The sequence below is a fragment of the Yoonia sp. KMU-150 genome, from assembly GCF_056858355.1.
This window is the reverse complement of record NZ_JBXEQF010000002.1, coordinates 694,517-719,036: the sequence shown is the minus strand read 5'-3', so window position 1 is coordinate 719,036 and position 24,520 is coordinate 694,517. Positions and strand designations below refer to the sequence as shown.

Below are 24,520 nucleotides of genomic sequence, written 5' to 3'. Positions count from 1 at the left end.
TGGACCCAAAAACAGAACCCAAAGCGCCCTAGGTATGCGGCGCGATCAGCCCTGCTCAAATCCTAAACTTTTCGTCAGTCCCGGAGGTTTGCGTTTGCAGCGCCCCGTGAACCGCCCCGCCGTTGCATCACTGCGCCGCCGGTGAAGGGGGTTCTAAGACCAAGCGCCGGGGGCCGCAAGTGGTTTTTCACCATTCTTGTCCAGAAAATCAAATATTGACGTAACACATTGTTTTTGTATCATTTTGATGTGGATGAACACTGTTTTCCGGACTCCTCGCAAGGGCATCGCAAGCCGGCGCCTGGCAGTTATCCCCAGAATTTCCGGTATTTGACCGTCCATCGCCTGAATCGACTCGTCCGGATGCTGGCTCAAACCGACGAACGACGCGGCGCGAGCTGTCGCCGCATTTCGACCGTGGGAAACAGGATGCCAGTCTCGCCCAACGGCACATCGCATGAACCGACTGTTTCGTATCCAAGCGCGCGGTAGAACGGGACCGCGGTCAGGGTCGAAAGGACACGCAACCCCTGCAGCCCGCCGAGAAGCGCGTGCCTGTGGGTATGGTGCAGCAAGGCGCTGGCGATCCCCGCGTTGCAATCTGTGATCGACCACCAGCCGCCGGACATGACCCTGCCCGGCGGACGTAGGCGCCCGGCCCTCGATCTGGTGTGACCAGCCACAGGCACCGCGCAGCCGCCCGCCGCGTTCGGCGACGAAATAGCTGCGATCAGCAAAGAGCGACGGTTTGGATCACGCCACTAAAGGCAGCGCCCGGGCCAGCAGGTCGGTGTCATCGTCCGCAGCGAGCAGGACCGGCCAGGACACATTCACCATATCGTCGATGGCGGGTGCATCGACCATCGTCGCCACGCGAATCTGTATCGGATTTCTACCCACAAAAAGAAAAAGCCGCACTGTCCAGCGCGGCTTTCATAACACAGGCAAGGCGACCAGCTTACTTGATCTTGCCTTCCTTGTACTGCACGTGCTTGCGCGCGACGGGGTCGTATTTGTTGACCGTCATCTTTTCGGTCATCGTACGTGCGTTCTTCTTGGTGACGTAGAAGTGCCCGGTCCCCGCAGTGGAGTTCAGGCGGATTTTGATGGTGGTGGGCTTCGCCATGTCTCATCTCTCCAGCTGGTGCGGGCCGCTTGCGGCGCTTCGCGAGTTAAACGTGAAGCCGCCTTTTACTGCGATAGGGTGCACTGTCAACCGCAATCGCAAAACCTGACCGCGTGCGCCGCCCGATTATTCGCGAATAATCGGATTCCGCGAATTTTCGCGAAAATTCGGATCAGAACAGGATGCGAATGGGCGCTTGCGCGCAGATCACGATCAACTGCTGACCGGCCTCTATACAATGGAATCCGCGGCGCCGCGCCTCCTGTTCGAAACGCGCACGTCCGATTTCGCGTTCGATCTAGGAAATTTTGCGCCGCACCACACCGCCTGTGGCGGCGGCCTTCGCACCATAAATCTGGTCGATCCAGTCTTCGGTTGCGTGCGGGCGATGCGTAAAGGTCATGACCGAAGCCAACCAAATCAACATGAACAAGCGGTTAACGCGCGGATGGCCTGTAAGCCGGATTCTGTCATAGGCAGGTTACCCTGCCCGAGACGGCCATTCATCTGGACACGCCGTCGCCGACGCGCCTCCAGCTGCCAACCCGGATCTGCTCGGGTTCAAGCAACCCTGTCTTGCGACGCGCGATCCCTATTTGGCATTGCTCCCGGTGGGGCTTGCCGTGCCGCCCTTGTTGCCAAGCGCGCGGTGGGCTCTTACCCCACCGTTTCACCTTGTCCCCCGCAAGCGGGGGTCGTCTGTTCTCTGTGGCGCTTTCCCTGGGGTTGCCCCCGCCGGGCGTTACCCGGCACCGTGCTTTGTGGAGTCCGGACTTTCCTCGCGGTGTCGCCACCCCGCGGCCGTCCGGCCATCCGCGCACCCGTCGCCTAGGCCGTGGCGGGCTTTGCGTCAACGGGGAATCGGTCGGCGATGTCGGTGACGATCGCCATATCGGTCTGGTCCAACGGACCAGTGGCCCATGGGCGGAACCGCAGCCGCAGAACCCGAAGCAAGGTTTCGTCGTCGACCTCCGCCGTGTAGCCCGCCCGGCGCATCAGTGTCCGAAACTTGGCCTCTGGCGCGGCCTTGGCCGGTTGCGGCCAGACCGCCAGACCTTGGCGGGCCAGCCTTTTCCAGTCAAAACGACATCCTGGGTCGATCTTGCGGCCCGGTGCCATGTCGGAATGACCGATGACGCGGCACGCGGGGATCGTCCATCTGTCCATGACACCGGTCAGCAGTGCCTCCAGCGTATCCATCAGGGGTGCCGCGAACGGGGCGTGGCCGGGATTTGCAAGTTCGATACCGATGGAGCGGCTGTTGACATCGGTCACGTCCCCCCATCGCCCCGCCCCGGCGTGCCATGCACGGTCGGCCTCATCGACCAGCTGCATCACGGTGCCATCCTCGGCGATCAGGTAATGCGCCGATACTTCGGCATCCGGATTGCACAATGTGTCGCAAGCCGCGGCGGCGGTCTGCATCGCGGTGTAGTGGATGACCACCAGATCGGGCACCGCGCCATCGCGGCGCGGGCCAAAGTTGGGCGACGGTCGGTCGATCGGTTTCAGTTGCCGGCTGCCAGCTTGAACGGGGCCGGGTCCCAACCGCAGGCAAAGCCGTCACCGTCGGGGTCGATCCCGCGCGGATCGCGATCAGGGCCGCCACGCGACAGGAAGTCGCGCTGCGCCTCGTCGGGGTTGTTGTAGGTGGCACAGTTGCGCTGGAACCGCGAATCGCCCGACAGGATCGAGCGCGAATACCATTCCTGCCCGCGCACGTTGGGTGCGTTCAGCGCGTATTGCACGATATTGACGCCCGTGTTTGCCCGTTGCGCCGGTAGCGGCACGGGATCGACCACGATCAATTCGGCGGCCTGTGCGGCACGACGTTCAGCATCGCTTTCGATGGTTTCACGACCTGCGACGGCGTCAAAGTTCTGTTCGTCAGAGATTTCCGGGTTGTTTGCGAGATTGGCGTCGGCTGCCGCGGTCGCCGTCTGGGGCGCAGGTGTCGCCGTGCTCGCCTGCGGGTTCAACGCGCTCAGCGGTGCGCCGCTCAGGGGGCGCTGGGTGCCGATACCCGCCTGCGCCAGTTCACTCGACGGGATCGCCGCGTTGCTGTTGATCGGGCCGCTGCTGACGGGTGCGGGCGCGCCGAACGTCGTGCTCCCCGTGCCGTTCAGCTGCGCCTCGCGGCGGGCGCGATCGAGTTCATATTCGGCGTAGTCGGTAAATCCGACACCTGCCCCGCTGTCGGGTACCTGCGGGGCGCAGGCCGAAATCGCGACCAGTGCAGTCGTGAGGACAACAAACTTTTTCAACGCATCAAATCCTGTCACGCATCTATCGGGTTTGCTGCGTTTACCACCACTTTTGCGGTTTGGCTACAAATCCCGCCGCACGTTCGAGTGTGTAGGCGACGTTCAGCAAATCGCCCTCTTCCCAGGGACGCCCGATCAGTTGCAGGCCCAGCGGCAGCCCATTCGCGTCAAGACCGGCGGGCACGGCGATCCCCGGCAGCCCTGCGAGGTTCACCGTCACGGTGAACACGTCGTTGAGATACATCTGGATCGGGTCGAGGTTCGCACCCAGTTCGAACGCGGCGGAGGGCGTGGCCGGAGTCAGGATCGCATCGACCCCATCTGCAAAAACCATCTCGAAGTCGCGCTTGATCAGCGCGCGGACCTTGCGGGCGCGGTTGTAATAGGCGTCGTAGAACCCGGCGGACAGGACGTAGGTACCGACCATCACGCGGCGCTGCACCTCGGCACCGAAACCTTCGGCGCGGGTTTTTTCGTACATTTCTGTGATGCCGTCGCCCGCTTCCAGTTTGGCGCGATGCCCGAAGCGCACGCCATCATAGCGGGCAAGGTTCGAAGACGCCTCCGCCGGGGCAATCACGTAATAGGCGGGCAGCGCGTATTTTGTGTGCGGCAGGGTGATGTCGCGGATTTCGGCACCTGCGTCGCGCAGCATATCCTTGCCATCAGTCCAGAGCTTTTCAATCTCGGCAGGCATCCCGTCGATGGTGTATTCGCGCGGGATACCGATGACCTTGCCTTTGATATCACCGGTCAGCGCGGCCTCGAAATCAGGGACCGGCAGGTCGGCGCTGGTGCTGTCCTTCATGTCATGGCCGCACATCGCACCGAGCATGATGGCGCTGTCGCGCACGTCTTTCGTCATCGGTCCCGCCTGGTCGAGCGACGAGGCAAACGCCACGATACCCCAACGGCTGACGCGGCCATAGGTCGGCTTGATCCCGGTGATGCCGGTAAAGGCAGCGGGCTGGCGGATGGAGCCGCCGGTATCGGTGCCGGTAGCCCCAAGGCACAGGTCGGCCGCGACGGCGGCGGCAGACCCGCCGGAAGACCCACCGGGCGTCAGGTCAGTATCAATCTTCCACGGGTTCACGACATTGCCGTAAACGGAGGTTTCGTTGGACGAGCCCATCGCGAATTCGTCCATGTTCAGCTTGCCCAGCATCACGGCACCGGCGTCGAACAGTTGCGTCGTCACGGTCGATTCGTATTCCGGTTTGAACCCGTCGAGAATGCCGGAGGCTGCCTGCGACGGCACACCCTTGGTACAGAACAGGTCCTTGATCCCCAGCGGGATGCCGCACATAGCCGGTGCATCGCCCGCCGCGATACGCGTATCGGCGGCGCGGGCCTGATCCATCGCAATGTCCGGCGTATGGTGCACGAAGGCGTTGAGCGCCCCGGCCCCTTCGATCGCCGTCAGATAGCTTTGCGTGAGTTCGGCGCTCGACACCTCGCCCATGCGCATGGCGTCGCGGGCGGTGGCGATGGTCATTTTCGACAGATCGGACATCATTCAACCACCTTCGGCACGGCAAAGAACCCTTCGCGGGCATCGGGGGCGTTCTTCAACACCGCGGCCTGCTGGTCGCCATCGGTGACCACGTCTTCGCGTCGTTTCAGCCGCTGCGGTGTCACCGAGGTCATCGGTTCCACGCCCTCCACGTCGACCTCGTTCAACTGTTCGATAAAGCCCAGGATCGCGCTGAATTCCGACGCAAGCGCGGGCAGCGCATCATCTTCGACCTTGATGCGCGCCAGTTTGGCCACGCGGCGGGCAGTTTCGGTGTCGATGGACATGAAAAGTGTCTCCGGCATTCGTTGCTGGATTGCGTTTAGCGCCCTGCCCGTCCGCCTGCAAGGACAAGGGCGCGGCCCTTCACACCTGCTGCTTCCCTGCCCGCGAATTGCGCCATGTGGCACGAAATGCCATCATCCGAAGGACATCGGCGACACAAGGAACGCGACATGGACATCACATGGCTTGGACACGCAAGTTTTCGCATCGCGATCGGCGATCAGGTTCTGCTGATCGACCCGTGGTTCACCGGCAACCCGTCCTTTCCCGACGGGCAGGAAGAGGCCGCCACCAAAGGCGCGACGGCAATCCTGATCACCCACGGCCACGGCGACCACACGGGCGACACGCCACGGCTGTCGCGTGATCTGGGTATCCCGATCATCTGCATTCACGAGTTGGGTGAAATCTGGGGCGCGCAGGGCCTGACCTGTCAGGCCATGGGCAAGGGCGGAACCCAGATGCTGGGCGACGTCGCCGTCAGCATGGTCAACGCGGTGCATTCCTCGTCGCTCGATGGCGACAGTGTGCAATACGCAGGCGGCGAGGCCGGTTTCATGATCCGCGGCGAGGGGCGCACCATCTATGTCAGTGGCGACACGGACATCATGGCCGACATGGACTGGATGGGGGACTACTACAAACCCGACATCGGCATCCTGTGTGCAGGCGGGCACTATACGATGGACATGAAGGGGGCCGCCTATGCGGCCAAGCGCTATTTCGATTTCAAAACGGTGATCCCGTGTCACTACAAAACGTTCGGCCTGCTGGCACAGTCGGCGAAGGAACTGGTCGACGCATTGCCCGACGTTGATGTGTGCACGCCGGAAGTGATGGAAACGGTGACGCTCTAAGCGAGTTCTAGACCTCGACCCAAAGCGTGACCGGGCCGTCGTTGGTCAGACTGACGGCCATATCCGCGCCGAACTGCCCGGTTTCGCAGAACACCCCCAGCGCGCGCATGTCGGCGATGAACCGTTCGTAGAGTGCTTCGCCTTCGTCCGGTGGGGCGGCGGCGGAAAATCCGGGGCGGTTGCCGCGCGACGTGTCACCGGCCAGCGTGAACTGGCTGACGATCAGCGCGCCCCCACCGGTATCGACCAGCGAGCGGTTCATCTTGCCCTCGGCGTCCTTGAAAATCCGCAGCTTGCTGATCTTGGCGGCCAGTTGGGCCGGGGCCGGTGCTTCATCCCCGCGCATTGCGCAGACGAGGATCAACAGCCCCGCGCCGATCTCGCCGATCACCGCGCCATCGACCGCAACGCGCGCTTCCGTCACCCGCTGGACGAGCGCCCTCATACCTCCGCCGACCAGGGCGGGTTGGCCCCGGCGCGGCTGACGGTAATCGCCGCCGCGCGCGCGCCGAGTGACAGCGCGTCGCGCACTGTCCCTTCATCCAGCGCCGCAAGCGCATCCTTGGTCAGCACCCCGGCACGGTGCAGCCCGGCCAGCAGCCCCGCATTGAACGTGTCACCCGCACCGACCGTATCGATCACGGTGGCTTTCTCGGCGGCGACGAAGACCGTGTGGTCGCGCGTGTAACCGGTCACGCCTTTCGCCCCTTCCGTCACGCAGACCAGCTTCACCCCTTCGGCGATCAGGTCGGCGGCCTTGGCAGGCATATCGTCGCTGCCCAGCATCCAGTTCATGTCCTCGTCCGACATCTTGACGATGTCGGCGCGTCCGATCATCCCGCCGACCCGCTTGCGATAGGCGGCCTCGTCCTTGATGAAGGATGGGCGGATATTGGGGTCGATCATGGTGACGGCGGTGTCCGCCACGCTTTCCTGCAAGCGGGCATAGGTGTCGCCACAAGGGTCCACCGCCAGGGAAATGCCACCGAAGAAATACGCGTCGGCCTGCACATCGGGCGCGTCGTTCAGCATACGGCCTGCCGTGTTCTCGTCATAGAAGGCATAGGTCGCCTGCCCGTCCACCAGTTTGACGAAAGCCAGTGTCGTCGGCCTGTCGGAGCGCATCGCAGGGCTGGCATCGACGTTGGATTTGGCCAGTGCGTCCATCAGGACCTCACCGAAAAGGTCCGTCGAGATGCCGGAAAAGAATTGCACCGGCGCGTCCAGCCGCCCCAGCGCGATGGCGGTGTTGAACACCGCGCCACCTGCATGGGGGGCAAAGGCATCTTCTCCCGCGACGGTTTCGCGTGGCAGCATGTCGATCAGGGCCTCGCCCGCGCAAAGGATCATGGTTCAGGGTCCGCGTTTATTGACTGGTAGCGATAACATAGCCGACACCTGCGGCAATGATCAGCCCAATAATGACCGCTATCGAAATTTTCCACTTCGAATACGGCCGTTCACCCTGCACCCGGCCGGTGCGTCCGTTCACGACAAACCGGAACGTGCGGCCCCGGTATTTGTAGGCCGCAACCCAGACCGGCAGCAGGATATGCTTGAACGTCACCTGGCTGATCTGCGTTTCCACGCTGTTGATGCGCTGGTCGTCGCCGCCGATGTCGTATTTCACGTCACGCCGGATCATCCGATCCATGTAGGCGCGCGCCTCTGTAAAGCCGTCTGTCAGTTCCACCTGATACCCTTCGGCGCGGAATCCGGCCAGATACTCCGGTTTGTAGGGTTCCAGCGCGGACAAGTCCCAGGGTTCCAGCCCGTCAGTGTATTTCTTGGGCAGGCTGCGCGAGGCCAGCACCAGCACATCGTCGAAGAACCGCGCGACCCGGCCCGACACGCTGCGCCAGCGGGTCTTGCGCACGCGCACCGTCTGTTTCTTGCCGTTGCGCGTGACGGTGCGGGTTTCATAGTAATGTGTGCCGCGCGCGCCGGAATAGCTGCTCTTGGTATCGGCGTCGAACGTCCAGTACGGCACGTAGATACCGTTCATCCGCCGCCCCTTGCGGGCGTATTCGTTCAACCCGTTCGGCGCGAACCACAGGCTGCCCAGCCAGTCGATCAGCGCATCGCGGGCCTGTGCCTCGTCCTGCGCGAAGGGCAGCAGGCCGCGCGGTTTGATATGCCGATGCGTGCCGGTGTCCGTCACCACTGGGGTGGCGCAGAACGGGCATTCGGCAGCGTGGGTGTCGATGTCGAACTCTGTGCGCGCACCGCAATTGGGGCACGTGATGACGCGGGTTTCCTCGATCTCCGCTTCCGAGAGCCGATTCGCGACCGCATCGCGAAAATCAAGTTCTCGGATGCCGCCTGCAGCGGTCGTTTCGCCGATATCCTCTGTGTTGCCGCAGTGGTCGCAGATCAGGCGATGGCTGCCGGGATCGAAGCGCAGGTCCGATCCGCAGTTGTCACAGGGAAACCGGTGTTCATCCACGGGAACGACAGGCGTGTCGGGATCGAAAGTGTCAGTCATGAATCTTCGGTTACATCCCTGTTGGCGACGCGGGCACAAAGGCATTTGCACGTGTCCGAAACATGCCAGCCTCGCCCCGGATCGGCAAGGCGGCGGATGGATCAAAGAAACCGGTGCAGCGGACGCGGCACCATGATCCGCAGCGCGTTGTCGCGCAGCCGCAGGTGCCGCCAGATATGAAACCCGGCATGACCGATGACGATGGCGGCAAGCAGATAGAACTCAATGATATGAACGGTACCGACGATGTCGTTCCATTCCGGCAGACCCAGTGGCATGGCAATCGGCACGATCCCCCCCGCCCAGAGCTGCACCGTAGAGGTAAGCCCAAGCCCGAACCCCGTGACGGCGACACCGAAAAGGCCCCAGACAAGGGTCTTGTGCATGATTCGGTGAAACTTTTGCAGGCGCGGCGACAGTTTCGGCCCTGCGCGCCCGATCAGGCCGCGCCGCAGGTAAAGCGCGAACCAGGCCAGCGCCAGACTGACGAAGACCAGCCCCAGCACGGAATGCAGACGGAATGCCCATGGTCCGATCTTATTCACGTCCGACGGGGTGACAAAGACGAACCAGACCAGCAGCGGCAACGTGGTCCAATGCAGCCATTTGAGCACCGTGCGCCGCTGCGGCATCCGCGCCGCAATCTTCTGTCGCCATCCCGTCATGGATAAAGACACGCACCAACGGCGTGCAGAGTTTCGCGACCTCCCGCCGGCCTAGTCACCCGTATAGGGGCGCACTGTGCAGGGATAGTCCAGCGCACGCCCATCGCCATAGGTGCCTTCGCAGAAATATCCGCCATCCGGTGTCTGGAACAACGCAATGCACAGGCCGGACCATGCGCCCGCTTCGGCCAGACACATCGTGTTGTCCTCGAACCCGGAAATCGTCGTTTCCACCCGTGCGCGCGGGCTGCCCAGCGGCGACAGGAACGTGGCCGTGCCGTCGATCCCGATCACGACGCCACGGCCATCGGTGTCGAGCGCGCCGAAGGTCTCGGCTGTCGGATACCGTTCGACCAGCGCCGCGCGCAGAGCGATCACGTCGACCGGTTCCGCGCCTTCGGGGCGGGGTGAAAAAACGCTTCCCGTCAGGGCCGACAGGGTGCCGCAGCCCGCAAGGGCCGCAGCGCCGAAAAGTGTTATCAAGGCGCGATTTCGCATCCGTCTCGTCATCGCTCAGGCGCCTGGAGGTGGCGGCGGGGCGACGGTAAAGATCTGCGCCAGATCGGCGGCATCCTCGGCCCGCTTCCAGCCGTCCTGCCCTTGGGTCCAGACCATGGTGTCGCGGGTGACGCTGCCGTCTGTTACCTTGCGCCCCATCGCGGCCTTGGAGAACGGGCCTGAAACCTCGCCGCCCTCGGCGATATGCCAGACATGCTCGGCCGGGGGCGGTGGCGGCGGGGACATGGCTGCGGGTGCCGCACCCTGCGGGGCCACGCCCCATGGCCCCTGCTGGACCATGCCGCCCATCTGCATCCCCAGACCGGCCCCCATGCCCATGCCCATCGCTTGGCCCATGGCGGACCCATCGGTGGCCATCGCCTCGGCGGCCTTGTATTTCAGGTGCTCATCCAGATTGCCGGTGATGCCGCGGCTTGTGCGGGTATCGAGCGCCTGTTCGACGGCGGGCGGCAGGCTGATGTTCTCGATGTAAAGCTCCGGCAGGGTGATACCGTATTGCTTGACCGTGCCGCTGATGGCTTGCGCTATCAGCTTGCCGACCTCGCCGGTATTCGCCGCCATGTCGAGCACGGGAATACCGCTGGCGGCAATCGCGCGGGAGAATTCCTGCACGATGATGTTGCGCAGCTGATAGCTGATCTCGTCCGACGTGAACTCGCCGTCGGTGCCGACGATTTCGCGCAGGAAGACCGCCGGGTCGGTGACCTTCATCGTGTAGGTGCCATAGGCGCGGATCCGGGTCGGGCCAAATTCGGGATCGCGCAGCATGATCGGGTTCTTGGTGCCCCATTTGAGGTCACTGAACCGCGTGGTGTTGACGAAGTATATTTCCGATTTGAACGGGCTTTTGAAACCGTGGTCCCAGTGCTGCAGCGTCGTCATGATCGGCATGTTGTTGGTTTCAAGCATGTAAAGGCCCGGCGTGAACACATCCGCCAGCTGCCCTTCATGCACGAAAACCGCCGCCTGCCCCTCGCGCACCGTGAGCTTGGCCCCGTATTTGATCTCGTGGCCATGCCGCTCGAACCGCCAGACCATCGTGTCCTGCGTGTCGTCTGTCCAGTGAATGACGTCGATGAACTGGCCTGAGAGAAAGTCGAGAATGCCCATGCTGGCCCCCTTGGTCTATGTAATTGCGCCAAAGCTATTGACCGCAGGGAAATTGCGCAAGGTCAAGCAAACCCGACCTTGCGGTCGCTCAGCCGTGATCGCGCGCGACAGACAGCACTGCTCCGCTGGTGGTCAGCGCGCAGGGCGGCGGCAACAGCCATGTACCGTCTTCGTCGCGGCCCATGAAATCCGCGTAGATCGCGACGATCTCTCCGTCCTCGTCGATCAGTGACGCGACGGGATATCCGCCATCCCCCCATCCGGTTGAAAACGCAGGATATGACAAACCACCGGGCAAAGGCATCATCTGGATGAAGATATGCGCGTCGCCGATAATGTCGGCCATCCAGTCATCGTAGAGGTTCTGGTTCCTATCCCAGAGGGAGTCCGCCAGTTTCGTGAGCGCGATGGCCGAGGCCCGGTCGAGGAATGCCGCCGTTCCTGTATCGACGCCAACGGTGGCCAGGTCTTCGCCGCAAACTGGGGTACCTGCGCCGAACACCAGTACCACCTTCGACGTGCGGCCGTATTCCGCGTCCAGAACGGCATAGACCTGTGCGGGGCCGGCGGGCACCGCGAAAAACGGCCAGTCGTAGGACGTGCTGTAGGTCAGGCTGTCAACGGCGATGATTTCAGGGCTTCGCGGTGTCCACTCGCCCGCATATTCGACGCGCTCCGCGAAAGAGGTTTCCGCCAGCAACCAGTCGATCGCCGCGGGTTCGGCCTGAACCGCAGCGCCCAAAAACAACGACGCAAACGCAGCACCCCGCATCAACTCGGCCCGCCGTCCAGCAATTCCGCTGCGATCACCCGCGCGATGGGTGCGGCCTCGGCCGGGGTCATGCCGGGGCGGAAGCGGGGATCGTAGAGCATTTTCAGCAGCAGTTCATCATGCGTCGTCAACAGGCCGAATTCCTCGTCGTCGTTGAAGATCGACGGGCGCGCCTGCGGGCTGTCGTTGGCCAGGCCCAGCCCCTGCGCCAGTTCCTCGTGAAAGCACGATGTGCGCAGCAGATCCGGGTGTTCCCCCCGGATCAGCGCCACGGCCTTGGAATAGGTGGCGCTGCCGCCTTCGGAGAACGCCACGACGATGCAAAGCTGTTCGCGCGGCAGGTCCATGATCGCACGCAGGCTGCTGGAGCCGATGCCGGGCACGATCTCCTGCAGCCTGTCCTGAAAGCCGAGTCGGTCGTCCTCGTTCAAAACCAGCACGTGAAAATTGGGATCGGCGTCCGTGATGGATATGGGCACACCGGTGATCCGCGACAGGCGCCGCGCATAGCTGCCGACGGTGTTGCGGTCTTCAAGCCGCTGATCCTCGGGAATGGTCGCGCCGAATTCGACCCCCATGCGGATCGGCTGCTCCCAACGGCGCAGACGTGACAGCGTGGCCTGCGGGCGCAGGACGTCGCCATCGGTGACGTATTCGTCGAACAATGCGATGCGCACGAAATTTCGCGCCAGCATGGTGTCTGTGAACGGCGTGTCCGGCCCGCCGCCATCGCCGCGCAGTAGCCCCTGCGTCAGCAGGTCATTTTGCAAACGCCGGTAGTAGACCGACAGCGCCTTGCTCGCCTCAGACGGCTCTGCAATCACAGGCTCCGGCCGGGGTGGCGGTGCGGGGATGTCTGGCACCGGCGGTGCGGGCAGATCCTCGACCACCGGTTCGGTGCAGGCCACGGCAAGGCCGAGGGCGAGACACCCGCCCAGCCTTGCAATATGGCCCGCCCCCATAGCCCCTACTGACCCGTCGCGGTGCCGACGTTCGCACCGGTGCCGGTCTTGCGGGCCTTGGCGGCGGCCAGCGTCTCTTTCAGCTCGGCTTCCATCTTCTGCAGGTCCTGTTCGGCCTCGGCGCGCTTGCGCTTGCCCTCGTCGGCGATCTCCAGGCTTTCGTTGATCGTGGCGATCAGGTTGGCGTTGGCCTCTTTCACCGCCTCGATGTCGAACACGCCGCGCTCCATTTCCTGCCGGATCGTCTTGTTGGCGTCGCGCAGGTTCTTGGCGTTGGCGGTCAGCAGATCGTTGGTCAGATCGTTGGCATCGCGGACGGCCTCTGCCGCTTCGGCGCTGCGCTGGATCGTGACCGCCTGTGCCAGTTGCGTTTCCCACAGCGGGACGGTGTTCACGAGGGTGGAGTTGATTTTCGTCACCAGCGACTTGTCGTTTTCCTGCACCAGCCGGATCGACGGCAACGACTGCATCGTCACCTGACGGGTCAGTTTCAGGTCATGCACCCGGCGTTCCAGATCGTCGCGGGCGGCGCGGATGTCGCGCAACTCCTGCGCCTTCATCACGCCCTGATCCTCCGGCGCGGCCTCGACCTCGGCCTCTTTCGCGGGGATCACGTTCTTGTCGATGTCTTCCAGCTTCGCCTCGCCCGCAGCGATATAAAGGGCAAGCTCGTCGTAGAAGGCGAGGGTCTTGTCATACAGCACATCGAGGCTTTCGATGTCCTTGAGCAACACCGTCTCGTGGCGCAGCAGATCGTCGCTGATCTTGTCGATCTGGCCCTGAACGTCTTCGAAGCGGGCCACAAATTTCGCCATGGGTGCTGCACGGCCCAGCAGCTTTTCCCACCAGGATTGCTTGCGGCGCACGTCCAACTCGCTCACAGAAAAGCCGCGAATGGTACTCACGATATTGCGCAGGCTGTCGCCCGCGGGGCCGACATCCTTGTTGCGCACGCCCTGCAGCATGGATTGAGAGATCGTCTGCAATTCGGCCTGCGCGGCAGAGCCGAAGGACACGATGGATTGCGTATCGCTCATGTCGATTTCGGCCATGCGCCTGGTGATCTCGGCGCTCGTCGGCTTGTCGGCCGCGGCCAGCGTCACCAGTTCGTTTTTCGGTTCCGGCAGCACGACCGCGGTGACTTTTTCGACCTCGGCCAATGTGGCCTGCGCCTTCTGGCGTGTATTCTCAGACATGACTGTCCCCCTTGTTTATTCCGGCTTCACGCCTTCGCGCTGCAAACGATCGCGCAGCACCTTGATTTCGATGTCCATATCCGTGCGGTCGTCCGACAGCAGTTTTTCCGTCCGCGCCGCGAAGTTGTTTTCCAGATCGGTCAGCAGCGCCTCGTAGCTTTCGCGCGCTTGGCGGTCCGGTTTGCGGCGGGCCAGATCGACATATTTGACCGTCGCGTCCCTGGCCCCCTCCAGATAGACCGACAGGAATTTGCGGGCACTGGTCAGGTCGAGCGGGTCTTCCTCGACCGTGCGGATCATCTTGCGAGCCATCGACTGAAAACCCTTGACCCGCAGTTCCAGCGGGCGGTCGTCCAGCGCCTCGATCTGCTGTTTCATCACGCTCAGATGCGCCTCTGCCTGATCGACGACGCGGGCGACGCGGTCCTGCTGGAAGGTATCCACACCCTCCATCCGCTTGTCGCGCAGCGGGTCGATGCCGAAGGCGGCAGTATGCAGGGCGGCGGCGATCACGCCGTATATCACCGACCCCACGACGCCGCTGTCACCGGTATAGGCGGCCAGCGCGATTCCCAGACCGGTCAGCGCCGTCGCCATCATCTTGCGCGGGATCGCCGGGCGGCGTGCGACCTTGCGCGCGTCATAGGCGGCCTCGGCCCGCAGCCCTTCGCGCAGCAACCAGGCCGCGAGTGTCAGGACGCCCGCCCCGGCCAGCCCCACAGCCAGCATGACGGGCCCGTCACCAAGCGACGTGACGGCAAGCACCAGCCCCGGCACGAACAGGATGTTGGCTTTGGCCCCTGCCGCATCGACGATACGGTCGTCGACGGCGGCCTCGCGGATCGCGTCGCCACCCTGCGTGCTGCCGTCCGGGCTGAATCTGCCGCCGAACTTCTTGGCCATCAGCTTGCCCCCAGCCAGCCGGCGGTGATGCCGAACATCAGGATCAGCAGCAGGACATAGGCGATCTTGCGAAAGGTTTGCGGCATGGTGTCCTCTGTCTTCTCGGTCGTTTGCGCGGATCCGGCGAGCGCGCGCAGCGCACCGAGGATCGACAAGGCGGCCAGCGCCACAGCAACGAGGAAGACAGCGACGAGAAAAAAGCGAAACATCCTTGCGGCCTCCTGCGGCTGATACCGGTTTCAATCTAGGCGATGGCCAGCCCGTTTACGAGTGCTTCTGCAACGCCGCGCGTTCCGCGTTCAGCTTGCGGCTGTAGCCCGACTGCAGGATTTCCACGGCGAAGAGCACGACGACAGAGAAATAGAAGGTCGATTTCGACATCGGCACGATTTCGCGGCCAAAGACCTTCAGCGCCAGGTCCTTCGCTTCCTCATGCGGAACGCCCATGCTTTCGACGCCATGCACCGCGGCCTGCCCCGCCTCTCCCAGCAGAACGACACCCACGATCAGCAGGATGAACAGGCCAAGGACTTCGTACATCCGGTTTTTCTGCAAGAACACGGTCACCCCGTCTGCCAGCAGGATCATCGCGAGGCCCGACAACAGGATCGCCGTGGCGAGGATCGGGAAGACATCGGTGATGGCGATGGCCGACAGCACGGAATCGAACGAGAAGATCAGGTTCATGAAGACGATCAGCAGCACGACCTGCGTGGCCGATTTGCCCGACTTGCCTTCGACGTCATGCCCGATGTGGTCGATCGACAGCATGTGCCGGATTTCCTTCACCGCTGTGTAGATGATGAACGCACCACCGAAGACGAAGACGCAGGTCGCGAAGTTCACACCGCCGGTGATCACACCCTCCCAGTCGAAGATATAGAACGGCTCCGACAGCGCCCCGATCAGCCGCACCATCACGAACAGCAGAATGATCCGCAGGGCGACCGCGATCCCGATGCCCCACATGCGCACCTTGCGCTGGCTGGCGACCGGCGCGCGCTGGCTTTCGATGGAGATGTAAAGCAGGTTGTCGAACCCCAGCACCGCTTGCAGAAAGCACAGCATGATCAGGTTCGTGGCGTTTTCAAGTGTCAGAAGATCGGTCATCCGCGTGTCCCTCGGGTCGGTTTCGTCTTAACATGCACAACCGCGCAAGCGCGGCAAGGGTTCACCGTGCAGGCTTTTTCCCCGCAGGACGGCCCTTGCCTGCCGGTTTCGCGCCGGGGCGCGCGGGGCGGTTGACCGCGCGGCGGCGCGGCGCATCGGCGGGCTTCTCAAGTCCCAGTTGATCGCGCACGACCTTCTGCTTGATCTCCTCGACCGCGCCGGCGGCAAGGTTGCCCAGCTGAAACGGCCCGTAAGACACCCGGATCAAACGGTTCACCGTGACGCCGATCGCCTCCATCGTGCGGCGGATCTCGCGGTTCTTGCCTTCGCGGATGCTGACCGTCAGCCAGGCATTGGCCCCCTGCTGGCGGTCGAAGGTCACGACCATCGGCTGGTAATTTACGCCGTCCACCGTGATACCCGCGCGCAGCTGGTCCAGCTTGGCCTCGGACACCGATCCGTTGATCCGCACGCGGTAGCGGCGCAGCCAGCCGGTGCTGGGCAGTTCCAGCCGGCGTTTCACACCGCCGTCGTTGGTCAACAGCAACAGCCCTTCGGAATTGATGTCGAGCCGCCCGACGGACATCACCCGCGGCATGTCCTCGGGCAAGGCGGCAAAGACCGTGGGCCGGTCGCGCTCGTCCCGTTCGGAGGTCACCAGCCCCGCAGGCTTGTGATACAACCACATGCGCGGCGGTTCGGGGGCGCGCAGCGGCTTGCCGTCCACGACGATCCGGTCGGCGTCGGTCACGTTCAGCGCGGGGGAAGTGATCACTTTGCCGTTCACGCTCACGCGCCCGTCCTCAATCATGCGCTCGGCCTCGCGACGGCTGGCGATGCCCGCGCGGGACAGGGTCTTGGCGATGCGGTCGCCCGGTGGAGATGCTTTGTCCGACATGGGGCAGGCTTTAGGCGCTTGGTGGCTCCGGCGCAATCGGCTTGTATCCGGCGACGGACGTGGCACAGCCAAACATATGCCGCTTGTAGGTCACGGTCAGACCGACATCGCGCAATGCCTGTTCCATACCGCGGCAGTCACCAAAACGCTGCGTGTAGGTGCCGATCATGCTGAAATCCTGCGCGCCGCGCAGGAACAGACGCTCGATCTGCGGCAGCACCCCGTCCAGATAGAACCGGTAGAGCGGGCGCAACATCCAGCCCTTGGGGTCCGACGCCTCGATCAGGGCGAAGCTGCCGCCGGGTTTCAGCACCCGCGCGATCTGCTGTGCAAGACGGCGATGCTGGTCGGCGTTGAAGGTCTTGAGCCCGAAACTCGACACGACCATATCCGCCATCGCGTCGGGCAGATCGGTTTCCAGCGCGTTGGCGGCCAGATGCGTGATCTGCCCTGCGGTCTTGCCGTGCAGCTTCTCCACCGCCTCGTCATGCATCCGTTTGGAGATGTCGATCGCCGTGATCCGGGCCTGCGGCAGCCAGGCCAGCAGATGCGGCCAGATTTCGCCAGTGCCTGCCATGAGGTCGACGATCCGCGGTGCCATGTCCGACCGCGCAGCCCCCGCGATATGGGCGATACCCCATTGTCCGCGCAGGCGGGTCACGCACTGCCTGCGCCACAGCCAAACGAACCCGAAGGAACTGACCGCCGACCACCGCCGGTATCGCGGCGAACACCGGTCGAACAGGTCCGCGACATAGGCGGGATCGTAGATGTCTTGCGTCATTTCAATACGCTAGCGACGGGACGCGCGCCGCGCAATCGCGCGGTTTCAGGTGCGTGGAACGCGGCGCTTGCCGCGCGGGCAAAAACCCGGCAACACCGGTGCCATGAGTTTTCGCAGCTACATGGATATCGCCCTGTCGGAGGCCCGTGCCGCCGCTGCACGCGGGGAGGTACCGGTCGGCGCGGTGATCGTGCTGGACGGAGATGTCGTCGCACAGGCCGGCAACATGACCCGCACCGACAAAGATCCGACGGCCCATGCGGAAATCGTAGCGATCCGCGCGGCCTGTGCGCTGCTGGGGCGTGAACGTCTGACCGGTGCCGATCTCTATGTCACGCTCGAACCCTGCCCGATGTGCGCCGCCGCGATCGGCAACGCGCGGATTGCCCGCCTCTACTATGGCGCGGCCGATACCAAATCAGGCGGTGTGGCCCATGGGGCGAAGGTATTTTCGCACGCCCAGTGCCACCACGCGCCGGACATCTACGACGGGATCGCCGCTACGGAAAGCGCGACTTTGCTACGTGAATTTTTCAGTGACCGCAGATAGTCAGCAGCGTTTGGCAAGCACCAGCACCCAGTTCGGCCCACGCGCGCCCTGCGTGATGCCGATGCCGAATTCCTGTGCACGCGGATGCAGCATGTTGCTGCGGTGTCCGGACGAGTTCATCCAGCCCCGCACGATCTGCCCCGCGTTCGGATAGCCCCAGGCAAGGTTCTCTGCCGACAGGCAGGTGCGATACCCGGCAGACCGGATACGGGTCTGCACGTCCGACCCATCGGACCCGCTGTGCCCGAAAAACCCGTTCACCGACATATCGCAGGCATGGCGCATCGCGGCCTGTCCCAGATCGGCGTTAAAGGCGAGTGGAGACAGCCCCTGCGCGCGCCTGTTGGCGTTCACACCCTCAGCCACCTGCGCCGCGAGGGCGTTGACGTTTTGTGGCGTGGCGCAACCGGCCGCAGCCGAAGCCTGCTCTGCGCCCAGCAAAAGGACAGCAACTGTCGTCAGTGCAAGATATCGTAGCATGGCATTCGTCTCCGTTCCGACTGTTCATCTAAGGTCACGGAGAATGCAGGCAAGCACATGGCGAAACCTCGGCGGAAATCGACCGTTTGCGCGGGTTAAATACGCAATTGTTTGCTTATCGTCGCGATTGCAAAGGAACCGACGGCGACACAGACCATGGTCGGGCCGACCGGCGTGTCCCAAAGCAGCGCCAGACGCAGACCGCCCAGCGCCGTCAATATTCCGATCCCGATGGACACGATTGCCATCGCCTCGGGTGTCCGGGCGAACGTCCGTGCGGTCGCGGCCGGAATGATCAGCAGGGCCGTGATCAGCAGCGCGCCCACCACCTTGATCGCGACGGCCACGACGATTGCCAGCAGCAGGGTCAGCACCCGTTCCTCGTGCCGTGGGTCGATACCGGCCGCATGGGCCAGATCGGGTGACAGCGTCGCCGTCAGCAAGGCGGACCAGTGCCGCCAGACCACCGCAAACACGATCGCCGCACCGCCCCAGATCACCAGCAGATCGCCGCGCGACACCGTCAACACATTGCCAAACAGATAGGCATCGAGGCTGATCCGCTGGCCAGGGATCAAGGTGACCGCGACCAGACCAAGCGCCAGGCCGCCATGCGCCAGCACGCCCAGCGCCGCATCCGCAGACTGCCCCCGCCCGGTCAGACCCAGAAACAGGAACGCCATCACCAGCGCCGTGATCGTCACGCCGATAAAGACCGACATGGCAAAAGCCAGCGACAGCGCCACACCAAGGATCGCCGCATGGGCCATCGCATCGCCGAAATAAGCCATTCGCCGCCACACCACGAAGCAGCCAAGCAGGCCCGCGGCCATCGCCGTGCCGACCCCGGCCAGGGCGGCGCGCACCAAAAAGTCATCCAGCATCAGGCGGCCCCCTCGTCGTGATGATGGTCGTGATGGTGGTGATCGTGGTCGTGGCGATAAAGCGCCAGCGCCCCGCCCGTCCCGGTGCCGAACAACTCACGATAGGCCGGGGCCGCCTGCACGACCTCGGGGGTGCCTTCACAGCAGACATGCCCGTTCAGGCAGACCACCCGGTCAGAGGCGCTCATCACCACATGCAGTTCATGGCTGACCATCAGCACCGCACAGCCCAGCCTGTCGCGCACCGCGGCGATCTGCCGGTAGAAACTCGCCGATCCGGGCTGGTCCAGCCCCTGTGTCGCCTCGTCCAGCATCAGCACCTGCGGATCGTTCAGCAAAGCACGGGCCAGCAGGACGCGCTGGAACTGCCCGCCCGACAGGTCCGTCATCTGCTGGTGTCCCAGATCAGGCAGTCCGGCGGTCTCAAGCGCCGTCTGCGCTGTCACGCGGTCCACCCGTCGCGGCAGGTCCAGAAACCGGCGCACGGTCAGCGGCATCGTGGGGTCGATCGACAGCTTCTGCGGGACGTATCCGACGCGCAGACCGGGCGCGCGGCGCACGGCACCGTCTTGCGGTGCCACCGCACCGATCAACGCCCTCAGCAACGTCGACTTGCCCGACCCGTTCGGCCCGACGATGGTGACGATCTCTCCGGCGGCCAGGGTCAGATCGACCCGCTGCAGCACCGCCCGCCCGCCGAACCGGACCGACACACCTTCGGCGCGGATCAGGCTCATGAGGTGGCCGGCCGATCTTGGTGCTGGCACCCCGGGCACAGCCCTTCCGCCTCGATCACCGTCTGCTCGACCTGAAAACCGGCGCGGGCGACGAACCGCTGCGCATCCGCCTCTGCCTCCGCCACCGTGCCGCACCCCCGGCAGATCATGAACGCGGGGTCATGTACGGTGCCCGGGCGGGCGCAGGCGACAAAGGCATTGAGCCGCTCGACCCTATGCGCGAACCCCTGATCTACCAGAAAGCCCAACGCGCGATAGGCCTGCGGTGGCTGTGCGCCGAACCCGTCCGCCTTCAGCCGCGCCAGCACGTCATAGGCCCCCAGCGCCTTGTGCGCCTCCAGCAAAATCTCCAGCGTGCGGCGGCGCACCGGCGTCAGTTGCAGCTTGCGCGCGGCACAGACATCGCGCGCCATCGCAAGCGCGGTGCGCACACAGGCTGCATGATTGTGGGTTTCGAACCCGGTCGGCGGGGATTTCATCGACGCACCATTGTTATGTTATAACATATCAAGTTATACACTCCTCGAACAGCACTGACAAGAGAGCCACCATGATTCGCACAGCCTCCATCGCCCTCACGCTTACCGCCGCCCCCGCACTTGCCGAGGTGCCGCAGGTGCTGACCGACATCCTTCCGGTCCACAGCCTTGTCGCGCAGGTCATGGACGGTGTCGGCGAACCGGCACTCCTGTTGCCACCGGGGGCGACGCCACACCACTTCGAAATGTCGCCGGGTGATGCCGCAGGCGTTGCGAATGCCGACCTGATCATCTGGGTCGGGCCCGCGCTGACACCATGGCTGTCGGACCCGATCGCCACGCTCGCCCCGGATGCCGCGCGGCTTACGCTGCTGGAGACAGATGGCTGGACGCTGCTCCCGACGCGTGCCGACACGGGGTTTGGCGCGGATGATCGTGACGATCATGGGCATGACGACCCGGACGCGCACGATGAGCACGATCATGACGATCATACGGATCACGACGAACATGATGACCACTCGGATCACGACGAGCATACCGATGGCGAACATGCAGACCATGACAAACACGACGAACATGCACACGATGAACACAAGGACCATGACGATCACGCGGGCCATGACGACCATGCGGACCACGATCATGGTCCCGACGACCCGCACGCATGGCTCGACCCGACCATCGCGGCGGTCTGGACGACCCATATCGCGGAACAGCTTGCCGCTGCCGACCCGGACAATGCCGATACCTACCGCGCGAATGCCGAAAGGGCGGTTGCCGATCTGACCGCGCTCGACGCGGATGTGTCCGACATCATGGCGCAGATCGAGGGCGCGTTCGTGCTGCCCCACGACGGATACCAGTATTTCGAGGTACGCTACGACACACCCGCAGCCGGTGCCATCGCCGCGACAGATGCACAATCGCCCGGCCCGGCACGCATCGCTGCCCTGCGCGAGATGATGGCGGCAGAAAACATCACCTGCGTGCTGACCGACCTTGAAATGTCGACGGACTGGGCGGACGTGCTGATCGAGGGCACCGGGGCACGTACGGCACAGATCGACGCGACCGGCGCGAAATTCACCCCCGGCCCCGCGGCCTATGGCGACCTGATCCGTGACATGGCCACCACGCTGGCGACCTGTATCGACGGGTAGGCGTCAGAGGTCCTTCGTAAAAAGATGCAGACGGTGAAGCGGATCGGCCCCCGCCTTCACCGCCTGCCGCAGGCTCGCTCCGTTTTCATCGGCGATCCAGGTGTTGCCGATGGTCGCATATCCGGCAGACCGGGCCGCCTGCATCACCTTCGCCATCAGGTACGGGTTGATCCCGCGCCCCTGCAGGGCCGGAATGACTCCCAAAAAGATCAGCGACACCCGGTCATTGGTCATCCGGTGCCGCAGATAGTGCCAGGGCGTCGTCAGCCCGATACGGGACCCGATCCGCCGCAACAGCGGATTCAGGTCCGGCACGCAGATCACGCAGGCGGCCGGTTGCCCGCGATGATGCAGAACGACGGAAAGCCGCGGGTCCATGATCCATTTCATGTCCTTGGCCTGAAAGTGAAATTCCGCGCGCGTTACCGGCACGAACATGGGATTTTCGGCAAACGATGCATTCAGAATCTGCCGCGCGTCCTCCATCCGCTGCGGGATGGTGCGGCGCGTGACCGGGGCAAAGCTGAAGTCCGGATCGTCGCGCAGCCTCTTCTGCTCCGGCCCGGCGGGCGGGTTCGCGCGTGTGAGGTCGAGCGCGAAGGTCGCCATCGGGAACGTCGGCGCAAACCCGTTTTCGGCCAGCAGCCGGGCGATATGCGGCGGGGACCAGATCTGGTCCAGAAAAGGACGTTCCGAGAATCCGTCCGTCATGACACCGATCTGCTGCATTGCCGTCAGATTGAAGTTGCCCGCCATGCGCTGCATCCCGCGCGCCCGCAGCCAGTCCGCTGCGGCGTCCAGCAGCGCGCGCGCCGCCTCTGCATCGTCGGCACAGTCGAAATAGCCGAAGTAGCCCAGCGCGGGATCGTGCAGGGCCAGCGATTCGGCGTGGATATGTGCGGTGATCCGCCCCACGATCCGGCTACCGCGATGGGCGGTGAAATAGGTCAGTTCACTCTCGCCGCAAAACAGCGGGTTCTGCGCCGGATCGAGAAAGCGGCGCAGATCGGATTTCAGTGGTGACACGTAATGACTGTCCGTGCCGTATGCGGCAAAGGGTGCCGCGAAAAATGCATCGAAATCGCCGGTTTTCAGGGTGACGCTCATGACCGCATGATGTCACGGGCCCACGGCCTGCGCCAACGAAAAGCCCGCCGTGCATAAGCAAGGGCTGTTCTGCCTTACGACGCGCCCGCGATAGAGTCTAGAAATCGGTCGGCGCACCGCCCTCGGCTTTGCGACGGGCGACGAAATCGGCCAGTTCGTCGCGGATACCGTCGTCGATCGGCGGCGCTTCGAAACTGCCGATGATCTCCTTGAATATTCGGTGCGCGCGCTGGGCCGTCCATTCCGCGCCGGCCTGCTCCCAGGCTTCGAAGTTGCGCCAGTCCGACACCATCGGCTGATAGAACGCCTCTTCATATCTTTCCTGCGTATGCTGAATGCCAAAGAAGTGGCCGTTCGGCCCAACCTCTCGGATCGCATCGAACGCGATATCGTCGGGACCGGTGGCGGTGATTTCCGGCTCCATATATCGCTGGATCATCTGCAGAACCTCGCAATCCATCACGAACTTTTCCGGGCTGGCGACAAGCCCGCCTTCCAGCCAGCCAGCCGCGTGGTAGACGACGTTGGTGCCGGACTGCACCGCAGACCAGAGCGAATTGGACGTTTCCCACATCGCCTGCCCGTCCGGCACGTTGGCCGCACAGACGCCCGACGCCCGCATCGGCAACCCGTAGAACCGCGCCATCTGCCCGGTCATTTGGGTCGCGCGCATGTATTCCGGGGTGCCGAAGGCGGGCGCGCCCGATTTCATGTCGACGTTACTGGTGAATGTACCGATCACGCAGGCCGCACCAGGTGCCACATACTGAAACAGCGCGATCGCGCTCAGCGCCTCGGCGATGGACAAGGTCACGGCACCCGACATGGTCACCGGTGCCATGGCACCCGCCAGCGTGAACGGTGTCACCACCACCGCCTGCCCGCGTCGCACGCAGCGCAGGCAGCCGTCGATCATCGGAACATCGTGCTTGAGCGGCGAGGTGGAGTTGATGTTGGTATACATATGTGGCCTGGCCGCGAATTCCTCTTCGGTCAGACCGCAGGCGATGCGGATCATCTCCATCACATCCTCTACCCGCTCGCGGCCCAGCGAATAGGCGTGCGCGACCTTGTCGGTCAGCAGCATCTTGTCATGCACCACGTCCAGATGCCGGACAGAGGCGTGGATATCCACCGGCTCCACCGGATAGCCGCCCGCGAAATGGATGCAGTTGAAATATTGCGTCAGTCGCAGCAGGTCGGCGCACTGCGCGCGGGTGCCGGAGACCTTCTTGCCGATCTCCAGATCGAAATAATTCGGCGGCGACGACACGTTGCCGAACAGGATATGTTTGCCGCCGATGGTGATCCTGCGGTCCGGGTTGCGCGGGGTGATGGTGAACTGCGACGGCGCCTTGCCGATCATCTCCATTACCCAGTCGCGTCCCATCCGCACGTTGGTGCCGTCGACCGTGCACCCGGCCTGCCGGAACAGCGTCAGCGCCTCCTCGTTCAGGAACTCGATCCCGATGTCTTCGAGGATCCGCATCGCGCCGTCATGGATCGCCTGCACGCCTTCGGGCCGCAAGGGCTCTGTCGGGCGGTCGGTGTTCACCGGGATGCGCCAGGGCATCTGGTCCAGAACCGCGCCGCCACGCCGCGCCGCATTGCCCGCGCGACCGCCGCCGCGTTGTCGCCTTGCCCGATCCGCCATCTGCACCTCCATCAGCC

General features: G+C 63.8%; 29 protein-coding genes and 1 other RNA gene. 3 read left to right on the top strand and 27 right to left on the bottom strand.

Going from position 1 to position 24,520, the window contains the following annotated elements; all coding sequences use genetic code 11:
• Window positions 1-371: 371 nt before the first annotated feature.
• From AC04PH_RS16500 to gatC, 7 genes are all read right to left on the bottom strand, one after another.
• The gene (locus tag AC04PH_RS16500; protein ID WP_483066911.1) at window positions 372-629 is read right to left on the bottom strand and encodes a GNAT family N-acetyltransferase; all 258 of its coding nucleotides are present in this window, start codon (window positions 627-629) and stop codon (window positions 372-374) included.
• 329 nt (window positions 630-958) lie between these two features.
• Entirely contained in the window at window positions 959-1,126 is a 168-nt protein-coding gene (gene rpmG, locus AC04PH_RS16495) for a 50S ribosomal protein L33 (protein ID WP_483066910.1), read from the bottom strand.
• Between the two features lie 440 nt (window positions 1,127-1,566).
• An RNA gene (rnpB, locus tag AC04PH_RS16490) (RNase P RNA component class A) lies at window positions 1,567-1,943 on the bottom strand.
• 11 nt (window positions 1,944-1,954) lie between these two features.
• Window positions 1,955-2,674, bottom strand: a complete 720-nt coding sequence (locus tag AC04PH_RS16485) for an N-acetylmuramoyl-L-alanine amidase (RefSeq protein WP_483066909.1) — start codon at window positions 2,672-2,674, stop codon at window positions 1,955-1,957.
• Window positions 2,635-3,390: a hypothetical protein gene (locus AC04PH_RS16480; RefSeq protein WP_483066908.1), complete on the bottom strand. Its 756-nt coding sequence runs from the start codon at window positions 3,388-3,390 to the stop codon at window positions 2,635-2,637. The genes AC04PH_RS16485 and AC04PH_RS16480 overlap by 40 nt, the downstream gene beginning before the upstream one ends.
• Window positions 3,391-3,430: 40 nt before the next feature.
• On the bottom strand, window positions 3,431-4,903 hold the full coding sequence (gene gatA / locus AC04PH_RS16475) for an Asp-tRNA(Asn)/Glu-tRNA(Gln) amidotransferase subunit GatA (RefSeq protein ID WP_483066933.1): 1,473 nt from the start codon (window positions 4,901-4,903) through the stop codon (window positions 3,431-3,433).
• Window positions 4,903-5,190 carry an Asp-tRNA(Asn)/Glu-tRNA(Gln) amidotransferase subunit GatC gene (gene gatC / locus AC04PH_RS16470; protein WP_483066932.1) on the bottom strand — a complete coding sequence of 96 codons (288 nt, stop codon included), beginning with the start codon at window positions 5,188-5,190 and terminating at the stop codon, window positions 4,903-4,905. Before gatC ends, gatA begins: the two co-directional genes overlap by 1 nt.
• Before the next feature lie 168 nt (window positions 5,191-5,358).
• Between gatC and AC04PH_RS16465 the strand changes: the two genes are divergently transcribed.
• Window positions 5,359-6,045 carry a metal-dependent hydrolase gene (locus AC04PH_RS16465; RefSeq protein ID WP_483066907.1) on the top strand — a complete coding sequence of 229 codons (687 nt, stop codon included), beginning with the start codon at window positions 5,359-5,361 and terminating at the stop codon, window positions 6,043-6,045.
• Between the two features lie 7 nt (window positions 6,046-6,052).
• Here AC04PH_RS16465 and dtd read toward each other — a convergent pair whose 3' ends face one another.
• From dtd to AC04PH_RS16395, 14 genes are all read right to left on the bottom strand, one after another.
• A complete protein-coding gene (gene dtd, locus AC04PH_RS16460) occupies window positions 6,053-6,490 on the bottom strand; it encodes a D-aminoacyl-tRNA deacylase (protein ID WP_483066906.1) in 438 nt (145 codons plus the stop codon).
• Complete coding sequence (locus tag AC04PH_RS16455) at window positions 6,487-7,395, bottom strand: carbohydrate kinase family protein (RefSeq protein ID WP_483066905.1); 909 nt, start codon at window positions 7,393-7,395, stop codon at window positions 6,487-6,489. The genes dtd and AC04PH_RS16455 overlap by 4 nt, the downstream gene beginning before the upstream one ends.
• A gap of 16 nt (window positions 7,396-7,411) precedes the next feature.
• Entirely contained in the window at window positions 7,412-8,530 is a 1,119-nt protein-coding gene (locus tag AC04PH_RS16450) for a primosomal protein N' (replication factor Y) - superfamily II helicase (protein ID WP_483066904.1), read from the bottom strand.
• Window positions 8,531-8,631: 101 nt separating this feature from the next.
• On the bottom strand, window positions 8,632-9,195 hold the full coding sequence (locus AC04PH_RS16445) for a cytochrome b/b6 domain-containing protein (RefSeq protein ID WP_483066903.1): 564 nt from the start codon (window positions 9,193-9,195) through the stop codon (window positions 8,632-8,634).
• A 51-nt stretch (window positions 9,196-9,246) separates the two neighbouring features.
• Entirely contained in the window at window positions 9,247-9,678 is a 432-nt protein-coding gene (locus AC04PH_RS16440; RefSeq protein ID WP_483066902.1) for a hypothetical protein, read from the bottom strand.
• Between the two features lie 30 nt (window positions 9,679-9,708).
• A complete protein-coding gene (locus tag AC04PH_RS16435; RefSeq protein ID WP_483066901.1) occupies window positions 9,709-10,824 on the bottom strand; it encodes an SPFH domain-containing protein in 1,116 nt (371 codons plus the stop codon).
• Window positions 10,825-10,912: 88 nt separating this feature from the next.
• The gene (locus tag AC04PH_RS16430; RefSeq protein ID WP_483066900.1) at window positions 10,913-11,596 is read right to left on the bottom strand and encodes a DUF4241 domain-containing protein; all 684 of its coding nucleotides are present in this window, start codon (window positions 11,594-11,596) and stop codon (window positions 10,913-10,915) included.
• Window positions 11,596-12,558 (bottom strand): DUF2927 domain-containing protein, encoded by a 963-nt coding sequence (locus tag AC04PH_RS16425; protein ID WP_483066899.1) that lies wholly within the window; start codon window positions 12,556-12,558, stop codon window positions 11,596-11,598. Before AC04PH_RS16425 ends, AC04PH_RS16430 begins: the two co-directional genes overlap by 1 nt.
• Window positions 12,559-12,563: 5 nt before the next feature.
• The gene (locus AC04PH_RS16420; RefSeq protein ID WP_483066898.1) at window positions 12,564-13,754 is read right to left on the bottom strand and encodes a toxic anion resistance protein; all 1,191 of its coding nucleotides are present in this window, start codon (window positions 13,752-13,754) and stop codon (window positions 12,564-12,566) included.
• Window positions 13,755-13,769: 15 nt separating this feature from the next.
• Window positions 13,770-14,657 (bottom strand): 5-bromo-4-chloroindolyl phosphate hydrolysis family protein, encoded by an 888-nt coding sequence (locus AC04PH_RS16415; RefSeq protein WP_483066897.1) that lies wholly within the window; start codon window positions 14,655-14,657, stop codon window positions 13,770-13,772.
• Window positions 14,657-14,866 (bottom strand): hypothetical protein, encoded by a 210-nt coding sequence (locus AC04PH_RS16410; protein WP_483066896.1) that lies wholly within the window; start codon window positions 14,864-14,866, stop codon window positions 14,657-14,659. Before AC04PH_RS16410 ends, AC04PH_RS16415 begins: the two co-directional genes overlap by 1 nt.
• Window positions 14,867-14,921: 55 nt before the next feature.
• Window positions 14,922-15,767: a TerC family protein gene (locus tag AC04PH_RS16405; RefSeq protein WP_483066895.1), complete on the bottom strand. Its 846-nt coding sequence runs from the start codon at window positions 15,765-15,767 to the stop codon at window positions 14,922-14,924.
• 61 nt (window positions 15,768-15,828) lie between these two features.
• On the bottom strand, window positions 15,829-16,665 hold the full coding sequence (locus AC04PH_RS16400; protein WP_483066894.1) for a pseudouridine synthase: 837 nt from the start codon (window positions 16,663-16,665) through the stop codon (window positions 15,829-15,831).
• A 10-nt stretch (window positions 16,666-16,675) separates the two neighbouring features.
• On the bottom strand, window positions 16,676-17,449 hold the full coding sequence (locus AC04PH_RS16395; protein ID WP_483066893.1) for a class I SAM-dependent methyltransferase: 774 nt from the start codon (window positions 17,447-17,449) through the stop codon (window positions 16,676-16,678).
• Window positions 17,450-17,552: 103 nt separating this feature from the next.
• Between AC04PH_RS16395 and AC04PH_RS16390 the strand changes: the two genes are divergently transcribed.
• The gene (locus AC04PH_RS16390) at window positions 17,553-17,999 is read left to right on the top strand and encodes a nucleoside deaminase (protein ID WP_483066892.1); all 447 of its coding nucleotides are present in this window, start codon (window positions 17,553-17,555) and stop codon (window positions 17,997-17,999) included.
• Here AC04PH_RS16390 and AC04PH_RS16385 read toward each other — a convergent pair whose 3' ends face one another.
• From AC04PH_RS16385 to AC04PH_RS16370, 4 genes are all read right to left on the bottom strand, one after another.
• Window positions 18,000-18,479: a CAP domain-containing protein gene (locus AC04PH_RS16385; RefSeq protein ID WP_483066891.1), complete on the bottom strand. Its 480-nt coding sequence runs from the start codon at window positions 18,477-18,479 to the stop codon at window positions 18,000-18,002.
• 95 nt (window positions 18,480-18,574) lie between these two features.
• Complete coding sequence (locus AC04PH_RS16380) at window positions 18,575-19,363, bottom strand: metal ABC transporter permease (RefSeq protein ID WP_483066890.1); 789 nt, start codon at window positions 19,361-19,363, stop codon at window positions 18,575-18,577.
• Window positions 19,363-20,100 carry an ATP-binding cassette domain-containing protein gene (locus tag AC04PH_RS16375; RefSeq protein ID WP_483066889.1) on the bottom strand — a complete coding sequence of 246 codons (738 nt, stop codon included), beginning with the start codon at window positions 20,098-20,100 and terminating at the stop codon, window positions 19,363-19,365. The genes AC04PH_RS16380 and AC04PH_RS16375 overlap by 1 nt, the downstream gene beginning before the upstream one ends.
• Complete coding sequence (locus tag AC04PH_RS16370; protein ID WP_483066888.1) at window positions 20,097-20,579, bottom strand: transcriptional repressor; 483 nt, start codon at window positions 20,577-20,579, stop codon at window positions 20,097-20,099. Before AC04PH_RS16370 ends, AC04PH_RS16375 begins: the two co-directional genes overlap by 4 nt.
• A gap of 71 nt (window positions 20,580-20,650) precedes the next feature.
• Here AC04PH_RS16370 and AC04PH_RS16365 point away from each other — a divergent pair, with 71 nt between their 5' ends.
• Window positions 20,651-21,742, top strand: coding sequence for a zinc ABC transporter substrate-binding protein (locus AC04PH_RS16365; RefSeq protein WP_483066887.1), 1,092 nt, complete (start codon window positions 20,651-20,653; stop codon window positions 21,740-21,742).
• A gap of 3 nt (window positions 21,743-21,745) precedes the next feature.
• On the opposite strand, the gene AC04PH_RS16360 is transcribed toward AC04PH_RS16365, so the two are convergent.
• The gene (locus tag AC04PH_RS16360) at window positions 21,746-22,849 is read right to left on the bottom strand and encodes a GNAT family N-acetyltransferase (RefSeq protein ID WP_483066886.1); all 1,104 of its coding nucleotides are present in this window, start codon (window positions 22,847-22,849) and stop codon (window positions 21,746-21,748) included.
• 97 nt (window positions 22,850-22,946) lie between these two features.
• Window positions 22,947-24,503: a trimethylamine methyltransferase family protein gene (locus tag AC04PH_RS16355; RefSeq protein WP_483066885.1), complete on the bottom strand. Its 1,557-nt coding sequence runs from the start codon at window positions 24,501-24,503 to the stop codon at window positions 22,947-22,949.
• Window positions 24,504-24,520: the final 17 nt, after the last annotated feature.